This is a genomic window from Streptococcus sp. 2021WUSS126, assembly GCF_044427255.1.
GTDB lineage: Bacteria > Bacillota > Bacilli > Lactobacillales > Streptococcaceae > Streptococcus > Streptococcus hashimotonensis.
Genome location: NZ_JAOTGI010000012.1, coordinates 52,301 through 62,261 on the forward strand (window position 1 = coordinate 52,301; position 9,961 = coordinate 62,261).

Sequence of the window (9,961 nt, forward strand, 5' to 3'; positions counted from 1 at the left end):
GAGGAAATAGAATGAGTTCAGGCAAAATTACTCAGGTTGTCGGACCAGTTGTAGACGTTGCGTTTGCAGCAGAAGATAAACTTCCTGAGATTAACAACGCACTCGTTGTATATAAAAATGATGATTCCAAACAAAAAGTCGTGCTTGAAGTGGCTTTGGAACTTGGTGATGGCGTTGTACGGACCATTGCCATGGAATCAACGGATGGATTGACACGTGGGATGGAAGTTCTCGATACAGGTCGTCCCATCTCTGTTCCAGTCGGTAAAGAAACGCTGGGTCGTGTCTTCAATGTGTTGGGAGATACCATTGACCTTGAAGAGTCTTTTCCGGCAGATTTTGAACGTGAGCCTATCCATAAGAAAGCGCCAGCTTTTGACGAATTATCTACTTCAAGCGAAATTTTGGAAACAGGGATTAAGGTTATCGACCTCCTAGCACCTTATCTAAAAGGTGGTAAGGTTGGTCTCTTCGGTGGTGCCGGTGTTGGTAAAACCGTTCTTATCCAAGAATTGATTCACAATATTGCCCAAGAACACGGTGGTATCTCTGTATTTACCGGAGTTGGCGAGCGTACCCGTGAAGGGAACGATCTTTACTGGGAAATGAAAGAATCAGGTGTTATTGAAAAAACGGCCATGGTATTTGGTCAGATGAATGAGCCACCAGGAGCCCGTATGCGTGTTGCTCTTACTGGTTTGACCATTGCGGAATACTTCCGTGATGTGGAAGGGCAGGATGTTCTTCTGTTCATCGATAATATCTTCCGTTTCACTCAGGCTGGTTCAGAAGTGTCTGCCCTCTTGGGTCGTATGCCATCAGCCGTTGGTTATCAGCCAACACTTGCAACTGAGATGGGACAATTGCAGGAGCGTATTACATCAACCAAGAAGGGTTCTGTTACATCTATTCAGGCTATTTACGTACCTGCGGATGACTATACAGACCCAGCTCCAGCGACAGCTTTCGCTCATTTGGACTCGACTACCAACTTGGAACGTAAGTTGACTCAGCTTGGTATCTACCCTGCGGTGGATCCATTGGCATCATCATCTCGTGCGCTTTCTCCACAAATCGTTGGTGAAGAGCACTATGCAGTGGCTATGGAAGTAAAACGTGTTCTTCAACGTTACCAAGAATTGCAAGATATTATTGCCATTCTCGGTATGGATGAATTGTCAGATGAAGAGAAGACCTTAGTTGGTCGCGCTCGTCGTATCCAATTCTTCCTCTCTCAAAACTTCAACGTTGCGGAGCAATTTACAGGTATGCCAGGTTCTTATGTGCCAGTAGCTGAAACGGTGAAAGGCTTTAAGGAAATCTTGGACGGCAAACACGACCATCTACCAGAAGATGCCTTCCGAAATGTTGGTTCAATTGAGGATGTGGTCGCTAAAGCTGCTAAAATGAAATTCTAGAGGTGGCTTATGGGACAAATGACTGTACAAATCGTAACACCAGACGGTATCAAATATGACCATCATGCAGCATTTGTTTTGGTCAAAACGGTTGATGGTGAGATGGGTGTCTATTCTGGACATGAAGAACTGATTGCAGTTTTGGAAATCGGTGAAATGAAAGTGCGTCGTGTTGATGATGAAAACCATGTAGACTGGATTGCGGTCAATGGTGGAATCATTGAAGTCAACAAGGATATTATTACGGTCATTTCTGATTCCGCTGAGCGGGAACGGGATATTGATATTAGTCGTGCGGAACGTGCCAAATTGCGCGCGGAACGTGAATTGGAAGAAGCACAGACTGCTCGTAATATTGATATGGAGATGCGTGCAACAGTCGCCCTCCAACGTGCGATAAATCGTATTCGTGTTGGAAAACATTAATCTATATGGAATTGAACTTGGTTCAGTTCCATTTTTTAATTTCATGGTATAATGGAAACATGGTAATTTCAATTTTACAGTTTTTTAGTCATATATTGTTTATCTATCTGGCTCATCATCTCTTGGTTACAACAGTTGATTGGTCACGGTGGTTGAAGGTAACGGGGGACAATCAGCGTAAAATCAATTTGCTGATTCTCTTTCTGGCAATAGCACTGGGGTACTTGGTCTCGACTTTCTTTTTAGAATTGTTGATGATGGGACGCTCTTTTGCAAATATGTGATTTAAGTAAGAAAAGGATAAGAAATGGATACAATTATTGTTACAGGTAGTAAAAACGGTTTGAAAGGACAGGTTGAGATTGAGGGGGCGAAGAATGCCGTTCTGCCTTTATTGGCAGCAACAGTTCTAGCAAGTCAAGGGCAAACCAAATTGACTCAGGTTCCTATTTTGTCTGATGTCTATACAATGAATAATGTTGTACGTGGTCTGGGAGTTCGTGTGAAATTTGACGAGGAAACAAAGACTATCGATATTGACGCAACAGGTAAACTTGGTAGTGAAACTCCTTATAAGTATGTGAGTCAAATGCGTGCCTCTATTGTTATTCTTGGTCCGATTTTGGCACGCAATGGCTATGCTAAGGTTTCTATGCCAGGAGGTTGTACAATTGGTAGTCGTCCAATAGATTTGCACTTAAAAGGTTTGCAAGCTATGGGGGCTAAAATTAAACAACGAGCTGGTTATATTGAAGCGAGTGCAGATAACTTGCAGGGAGCTCATATCTATCTTGATTTCCCAAGTGTTGGGGCAACGCAAAATTTGATGATGGCTGCAACTCTGGCGCAGGGTACAACGGTATTGGAAAATGCAGCGCGAGAACCTGAAATTGTTGACTTGGCTATTTTCCTAAACAAAATGGGGGCCAAAGTTAAGGGGGCAGGCACAGAGACGATTACGGTTACTGGTGTAGAAGAATTGACTGGCGCAGAACACCAAGTGGTGCAAGATCGTATCGAAGCGGGTACCTTTATGGTGGCAGCAGCAATGACTGGTGGCGATGTCTTGGTGAAAGATGCGGTCTGGGAGCACAACCGTCCACTCATTTCTAAGATGTTGGAAATGGGAGTTGAGGTGACGGAAGAAGCTGAAGGGATTCGAGTTTGTTCGCAAGTGGATAAGCTTAAACCTGTAACAGTAAAAACCTTGCCACACCCAGGCTTCCCAACGGATATGCAGGCTCAATTTACAGCCCTAATGGCAGTTGCAAAGGGTGAATCTACCATGATTGAAACGGTATTTGAGAATCGTTTCCAGCATTTGGAAGAAATGCGTCGGATGGATTTGCATTCGGAAATTTTACGAGATACAGCTATCATCACGGGAGGACAAGCTCTGCAAGGTGCTCAGGTTATGTCTACTGATTTACGAGCAAGTGCCGCTTTGATTCTGGCTGGTTTGGTTGCTGAAGGTGAGACGATTGTAGGTAAATTAACGCACTTAGACCGAGGTTACTATCGTTTTCATGAGAAATTAGCTGCTTTAGGTGCAACGATTGAACGTGTGAGTGGAGAAGATGAAAATGGATAAGGATAATCTTAGCTATGTTGGTAAAAATTTAATCTTAGTAGCAGTTGTTTTGTTGATTGCTATTTTGGTGTTTATTTTAGGATTAATGGTTGGTTACGGTGTCATAGGAGATGGAGACAATGTATTTGCGGTGTTGTCACCAGCTAAGTGGCAAGAACTAATCGGTAAATTTACAGGAAAGTAGGCTGGACCTGCTTTTTTGATGGAGAGAAAATGGCGAAGAAAAATGTAAAAAAACAAGCAATGAGTCTGCTCAGCTTATTGGCTACGATTGTTGTAGTAGCGGGTGGCTATCTTTTAAGTGATAACAAGAGCAGTAACGTTGCTGATTATTCCTATTATGTCAATCAGTCTAAGGCAAGTGAGAGTACACCTAGTCAGGAACTGGCTAGTTCGGTATTGACAGAAGATGTAAAAAAACAACTGGGGAATTCGATTGAATGGAATGGTGCTGGAGCATTTATTATTAACGGGAATCAAACGGATTTAGATGCATCGGTTGCCAGTGTTCCTTATGGTGATAATAAGACTAAAACAGTCCAGGGAGAAACGGTTCCAACAGTAGCCAATGCGCTTTTAGCCAAATCTACACGTCAGTATAAGGACCGTGAAGAAACAGGAAATGGTCGGACTTCTTGGACACCTGCGGGTTGGCACCAGGTCCATGATTTAACTGGAGAATATGACCATGCAGTGGACCGTGGTCACCTCCTAGGTTATGCTTTGATTGGTGGATTGTCTGGTTTCGATGCTTCAACCAGCAATCCTAAGAATATTGCAGTTCAAACAGCTTGGTCCAACCAAGCTAATGACCAAACTTCAACTGGGCAGAATTATTTTGAAAGTCAGATTCGGCGGGCCTTGGATAAAAATAAGCGTGTCCGCTATCGTGTGACCTTGGTGTATGCTGAGAGTGAAGACCTTGTTCCTGTCGGAAGCCATCTAGAGGCAAAAGCAGCAGATGGTAGCCTAGAGTTCAATGTGTTCGTTCCAAATGTGCAGAGTGGCTTGAGTATTAATTATCATAGTGGTGAAATCACGGTGAATCAATAAATAGTCAGACGAATTCTCTCTTGCTAAATCAAATATATCAGACGATTTTCACGTAAAATCGTCTTTTTTTGCGTATAATTAAAAATATTTACAAAAACAGTTGACAAATCATCTGATGAATATTAGAATATAGTTAAAGAAAACGCTTACAACTTTGTCGTAGAAAACATTTAGGAGGAATTTCCAATGGAAAAACATGTTGAGCAACGTGTCGAAGACGTTACTTATAACAAAGCCAAGTTATGGCAAATCATATTATTTGCGATGAACAATTCATCGACGAATATTTACTTGGTTGCCTTTACTTTCGTGACTTATTTATCGACAGGTGTGCTTGGTCTTGCAGCCCTGTTTGTTAGTCAACTCATGGGCTATATTCGTATCTTTGATGGTTTCATTGATCCTACAATCGGAGTTATCATTGATAAAACGGATACTAAGTTTGGTAAATATCGTCCTATCTTGGTTTTGGGGAATATCATTACAGCAGCTTCTCTTTTTATGATGTTAGGTTTAAGTGGAGTTAGTGAGAGTCTCCGTCTTCCTCTATTCATCCTTGTTTTGATTATCCATAAAATTGGTTATTCATTGCAACAGACTATTACAAAAGCAGGACAAGTTGCGCTTACCAATGATCCAAAGCAACGTCCAATCTTTAATATTGTTGATGGTATTGCCACAACTGTGTTGATGACTGGTAGTCAGGTTGTTGTGTCAGGGACATTGGTTCCGAAACATGGCGGTTTCACTCCAAGTTTCTTCCAAGAATTGTTCCTCGGTGTAGTAGTAATTTCAGCTGTTCTGGGTATTCTTGCTATTATCGGTATTTGGGAGAAAGACAACAAGAAATACTTTGGTCTTGGTGAGAAGACACAAGAAACGAAGTTGAAAGACTACTGGAAAGTTATCAAAGGAAACAAACCTTTGCAGGTTCTTTCAATCTCTGCAGCTTTTGTAAAATTTGTTGCTCAACTGTTTGGAGATTCCGTTATTGGTGTAATGCTTTACGGTATCATCTTCGGTGACTATGCTCTTTCTGGAAAAATGTCCATGCTTTTGATTTTGCCAGGTATTCTTGTAACAGTTGGTGCTGCGCAATTGGCTCGTCGTAAAGGTTTACGTTTTGCTTATATTACAGCGCTTCAACTTGGGATTGCTGGTCTTGTGACCTTGGCAGCAATGCTCTTTTCAGCTAAACCAGGTATATTGGATTTGACAAATTGGAATCTCTACACAATCGGTTTCTTTGTTGTTTATATCATTGCTCGCTACGCATCCAGTGCTCCATCTGGTTTGGTATTGACCATGGGTGCGGATATTACAGACTATGAAACATCAGTATCTGGTCGTTACTTGTCAGGTATGATTGGGACTATCTTCTCATTGACAGACTCAATTGCTTCTTCATTTGCCCCAATGGTTGTTGGATTTGTATTAGCAGGTATCGGTTTTGGCAAAGAGTACCCAACTGTTGAAACAGCATTCTCAACAGATTTGAGAATGGCACTGATTGTCCTGTTGACAGTGATTCCAGCAGCGGTATTGAGCGTATCCTTGTTCTTGATGAAATTCTACAAACTAGACCGTGAAGAAATGGCCCGTATTCAAGAGAAAATTCATGTTATGAAAGCAGCTAAAGATGAAGAGCGCGTGCGTGCGATTGCGAAAAATGTTCCATTATCTGATATGGATTATGTTGATGTAACTCAATATAAGGTTGACCAGTACGATGATAAGTAACTAATTACGAATAACAAATAACTGACCTAGTTGGCGGATTCCAGCTGGGTCTTTCATCTAGGAGGCGGTATGAAAAAAATCTTAGCATTTGGAGAAGTTTTATTGCGGCTATCTCCTCCTCATTATCAGACCTTAACACAGGCCACGAGTTTAGAGTGTCAGTTTGGTGGTTCGGAGTTGAATGTTTTAGCCAGCTTGGCTCAGCTTGGTCACTCAGTCGAGTTGGTGACGGCACTGCCTAAGAATGAAGTGGGAAAAATGGCAGAACACTTTCTCTTTGCAAGGCAGATTGGACAGAAATATGTGATTCGAAAAGAGGGAAGGCTGGGGCTTTATTATTATCAAAAGGGTTTCTCTCTGAGACCTAGCCAGGTGACCTATGACCGTGATTATTCTGTTTTCAGCTTATCCAAGGAAGAAGACTATGATTTGGAGGGGATGTTTGACGGTGTCGATTGGTTTCATGTGAGTGGTATAACGGTCGCTTTGAATCCAGATATTTATCGACTGGCCTTTCGTTTGATGGAAATGGCAAGGGGGCAGGGTGTTAAGGTTTCCTTTGACTTGAATTATCGAGAAAGTTTGTGGTCTTCTTTTGAAGAAGCGAGGGAGAAATTATCTCCTTTTGTAGGTTTAGCAGATATTTGCTTTGGTCTAGAGCCTATTCAACTCTTCAATGAATCTGGTAAAGATGTGAAGGATGAATTGGGGTTGAAGCGCCCTTATGAAAATAAAGAAGTTTTGTTGGCGGTGGTTAAGGGTTTGGCGGAGACTTATTCTTTGCAAAGTCTTGCTTTTACCCAGAGGGAAATGACCTACAATAATGAATATTTGCTGAAAGCATACTTGTATCAAGATGGTATTCTTTATGAAACGGAAAAAGAATCCATTCAAGTTTTGGACCGAGTTGGGACAGGGGATGCCTTTACAGCAGGAATTATTTTGGGTTATTTGCAGGAAAAAACGCCACAGGAAATAGTTGACTTGGGGATGGCTAGTTTTCAATTCAAGCATACTATTGAAGGGGACATTAATGTCATCAGTCAATCAGATATTGATTTGCTATTGAAAAAAGGGTCACGTGAAATAAAACGATAGAAAGAAGGAAAAAGTATGTTGTATCCTATACAAACAAAAACACGCTCAGTTTATTCTTTAAATGGAATATGGGCTTTTAAGCAAGGGAACAATGATGTTCATAGTCTGTTAGATACAGATGAAGTAATGGTTGTACCGAGTTCCTTTAATGATGTTGTTGTCGATAAAGCAAAGCGCCGTTTTGTCGGAGATAATTGGTATGAACTCATGGTGGCTCTCCCTGTCGTATCAGCTGATGAGGAGTTGGTTGTGCGTTTTGGTTCGGTGACGCATCAGGCCAAAGTCTATGCAGATGGCCAGCTAATCGGAGAGCACAAGGGTGGTTTCACACCTTTTGAATGCTTGATTCCATCAAACTTATACGACGCTGACCAATTCCGTTTGACAGTCTGTGCCAATAATGAGTTGAATTACACAACCCTTCCAGTAGGGAATTATAGCGAAGAAGTGGATGAGAATGGTCAAATTGTGAAGACCGTCAAGGAGAATTTTGACTTTTTCAACTATGCTGGTATCCAGCGGACAGTTCATCTCTATAAACGTCCCCAAAATAGGATTGAGGATATTGTTATTCGGACGGAGCTAAATCAAGATTTGACTCAGGCGGTAGTGAATGTTGATGTGAAGACAGTTGGGCAGTACGATTCCATCCGTATGTATATTTTAGATCAAGTGGGACAGGAAGTAGGTCTTCTTGAAAACGGACAAATGGTCATTGAACATCCACGCCTTTGGGAGGTCTTGGGTGCCTATCTCTATACTGCTAAAGTTGAATTATTTGACGGAGAAAACTTGCTAGATACCTACTCAGAACAATTCGGCATTCGTAGTGTTGCGGTTGAAAATGGGCAGTTTTTCATCAATGGAAAACCTTTCTATTTCAAGGGATTTGGTAAACATGAAGATACCTTTATTAATGGTCGTGGTTTCAATGAAGCAGCCAATCTGATGGATTTGAATTTACTGAAGGATATTGGAGCAAATTCTTTTAGGACATCTCATTATCCCTATTCTGAGGAAATGATGCGGCTGGCAGATCGTTTGGGAATCGTTGTCCTTGATGAAGTGCCAGCAGTTGGCCTGTTCCAGCTTTTCAATGCAGCCTTGAATTTGACAGGTGATTCTGAAGAAGTAAAAAATACTTGGGAAGTTATGCAAACCAAGGAGGCTCATGAGCTTGTGATTGATGAATTGATAGCGCGTGATAAGAATCATCCTTCTGTAGTGATGTGGGTTGTTGCCAATGAACCGGCAGGGCATGAAAAGGGAGCACGTGCTTACTTTGAACCTCTGATTCAGCGCATGAGGGACAGAGATCCTTCTGGGCGTCCTGTGACCTTGGTCAATATTATGACAGCAACACCTGATAAGGATGAGGTTATGGATTTGGTCGATGTTGTCTGTCTCAATCGTTACTATGGTTGGTATGTTGCTCATGGTGACTTGAAAGCGGCAGAGAAAGGGCTCCGTCAAGAGTTGGAGACTTGGCAAAAACTTTATCCTGACAAGCCGATTTTGATTACGGAATATGGTGCAGATACTCTTCCAGGTTTGCATTCGATGTGGGATATTCCTTATACAGAGGAATTTCAGGTGGATTACTATGAGATGAACCATCGAGTCTTTGATTCTATTCCTAATTTGGTTGGTGAGCAGGTCTGGAATTTTGCTGATTTTGAAACCACGGTTGGTATCATTCGGATTCAAGGAAATCATAAGGGGTTATTCTCACGGAATCGTCAACCGAAGCAAATTGTTAGAGAAATAAAGAAACGTTGGACTGCCATTCCAAACTACCATTATAAGAGGAAATGAGCTATAATAGTAGCAAATAGAAAGTTGTATTGGAGGACCAAGCACATGGCGAAACCCTTGGTAGAAAAAGCATCGGAACGCTTATTGGAATTGATTTTGGAAAGAGGATATGAAGTTGGTGACAAGCTTCCAAATGAGTATGAATTGGCCCAAGATTTAGAAGTTGGACGTTCGACTGTTCGTGAAGCTGTTCGAAGTTTGGCTACTCGAAATATTCTGGAGGTGCGCCAAGGGTCGGGAACCTATATCAGCTCTAAAAAAGGAGTATCAGAGGATCCCCTAGGTTTTTCTTTGGTAAGAGACCGTGTAAAGTTGACGACAGATTTGTTTGAAGTGCGGTATTTGCTTGAACCGAGAATTGCGGAGCGTGTCGCTCAGTTTGCCTCGGACGAAGATATTGCTCGACTAGAAGAAATTGTCCTTGCTATTGAAGAGGCCGTTGCTGCTGGAGACACGAAGCATCTGGAGTTGGATGTGAAATTCCACTGTATGCTGGCTGAGATGAGTGGGAATCTGGCAATGACTAGTCTGATGCCTGTCATTAATCAATCTATTCATCTGATCAATGAAAACTATTCAAATCGTCAGATGAAATCGGATAGTTTACAGGCCCACAGGAACATCTTAATGGCTATCAAGCAACGCCATCCTGTTGCAGCATATGATAGCATGTTAGCACATATTATATCCGTAAGACAGGTTGTTTTAAGCGAATGGTTCGATAAAGATATGACCTTGCATGGTCTCAATGATCATAAATAGAAATACAAAATAGATTGGGAGTGGGAAAGAACTCGAATGAACAAAAAGAGTTCGTCTT

Annotated in this window: 10 protein-coding genes; all 10 read left to right on the top strand. The window is 41.8% G+C overall.

From position 1 onward, the window contains the following. The first annotated feature begins 11 nt into the window (after positions 1–11). The 10 genes from atpD (at position 12) to ODU39_RS06310 (ending at position 9,903) form a co-directional block, all read left to right on the top strand. Positions 12–1,418: a F0F1 ATP synthase subunit beta gene (gene atpD / locus ODU39_RS06265; protein WP_024407431.1), complete on the top strand. Its 1,407-nt coding sequence runs from the start codon at positions 12–14 to the stop codon at positions 1,416–1,418. A 9-nt stretch (positions 1,419–1,427) separates the two neighbouring features. Beyond that, entirely contained in the window at positions 1,428–1,844 is a 417-nt protein-coding gene (locus tag ODU39_RS06270; protein ID WP_002936007.1) for a F0F1 ATP synthase subunit epsilon, read from the top strand. A 59-nt stretch (positions 1,845–1,903) separates the two neighbouring features. Next, positions 1,904–2,128, top strand: coding sequence for a DUF1146 family protein (locus ODU39_RS06275; protein WP_012775178.1), 225 nt, complete (start codon positions 1,904–1,906; stop codon positions 2,126–2,128). Between the two features lie 23 nt (positions 2,129–2,151). Then, complete coding sequence (murA, locus tag ODU39_RS06280; protein ID WP_105249204.1) at positions 2,152–3,435, top strand: UDP-N-acetylglucosamine 1-carboxyvinyltransferase; 1,284 nt, start codon at positions 2,152–2,154, stop codon at positions 3,433–3,435. Beyond that, positions 3,428–3,619 carry a DNA-directed RNA polymerase subunit beta gene (locus ODU39_RS06285; RefSeq protein ID WP_012775177.1) on the top strand — a complete coding sequence of 64 codons (192 nt, stop codon included), beginning with the start codon at positions 3,428–3,430 and terminating at the stop codon, positions 3,617–3,619. The genes murA and ODU39_RS06285 overlap by 8 nt, the downstream gene beginning before the upstream one ends. 29 nt (positions 3,620–3,648) lie before the next feature. Beyond that, positions 3,649–4,488, top strand: a complete 840-nt coding sequence (locus ODU39_RS06290; protein WP_105106242.1) for a DNA/RNA non-specific endonuclease — start codon at positions 3,649–3,651, stop codon at positions 4,486–4,488. A gap of 186 nt (positions 4,489–4,674) precedes the next feature. Continuing rightward, the gene (locus ODU39_RS06295) at positions 4,675–6,228 is read left to right on the top strand and encodes an MFS transporter (RefSeq protein WP_398580106.1); all 1,554 of its coding nucleotides are present in this window, start codon (positions 4,675–4,677) and stop codon (positions 6,226–6,228) included. Between the two features lie 69 nt (positions 6,229–6,297). Beyond that, positions 6,298–7,326 (top strand): PfkB family carbohydrate kinase, encoded by a 1,029-nt coding sequence (locus tag ODU39_RS06300; RefSeq protein ID WP_398580107.1) that lies wholly within the window; start codon positions 6,298–6,300, stop codon positions 7,324–7,326. Between the two features lie 15 nt (positions 7,327–7,341). Then, a complete protein-coding gene (gene uidA / locus ODU39_RS06305) occupies positions 7,342–9,141 on the top strand; it encodes a beta-glucuronidase (RefSeq protein ID WP_398580108.1) in 1,800 nt (599 codons plus the stop codon). A 45-nt stretch (positions 9,142–9,186) separates the two neighbouring features. Then, the gene (locus tag ODU39_RS06310; RefSeq protein ID WP_002938037.1) at positions 9,187–9,903 is read left to right on the top strand and encodes a FadR/GntR family transcriptional regulator; all 717 of its coding nucleotides are present in this window, start codon (positions 9,187–9,189) and stop codon (positions 9,901–9,903) included. Positions 9,904–9,961 lie beyond the last annotated feature (58 nt).

Bases quoted from the DNA above. Each gene is read 5' to 3' on its own strand.
- uidA (WP_398580108.1), top strand. From the start codon at position 7,342: ATGTTGTATCCTATACAAACAAAAACACGCTCAGTTTATTCTTTAAAT.
- ODU39_RS06295 (WP_398580106.1), top strand. From the start codon at position 4,675: ATGGAAAAACATGTTGAGCAACGTGTCGAAGACGTTACTTATAACAAA.
- ODU39_RS06285 (WP_012775177.1), top strand. From the start codon at position 3,428: ATGGATAAGGATAATCTTAGCTATGTTGGTAAAAATTTAATCTTAGTA.
- atpD (WP_024407431.1), top strand. From the start codon at position 12: ATGAGTTCAGGCAAAATTACTCAGGTTGTCGGACCAGTTGTAGACGTT.
- ODU39_RS06310 (WP_002938037.1), top strand. From the start codon at position 9,187: ATGGCGAAACCCTTGGTAGAAAAAGCATCGGAACGCTTATTGGAATTG.
- ODU39_RS06275 (WP_012775178.1), top strand. From the start codon at position 1,904: ATGGTAATTTCAATTTTACAGTTTTTTAGTCATATATTGTTTATCTAT.
- ODU39_RS06270 (WP_002936007.1), top strand. From the start codon at position 1,428: ATGGGACAAATGACTGTACAAATCGTAACACCAGACGGTATCAAATAT.
- ODU39_RS06300 (WP_398580107.1), top strand. From the start codon at position 6,298: ATGAAAAAAATCTTAGCATTTGGAGAAGTTTTATTGCGGCTATCTCCT.
- murA (WP_105249204.1), top strand. From the start codon at position 2,152: ATGGATACAATTATTGTTACAGGTAGTAAAAACGGTTTGAAAGGACAG.
- ODU39_RS06290 (WP_105106242.1), top strand. From the start codon at position 3,649: ATGGCGAAGAAAAATGTAAAAAAACAAGCAATGAGTCTGCTCAGCTTA.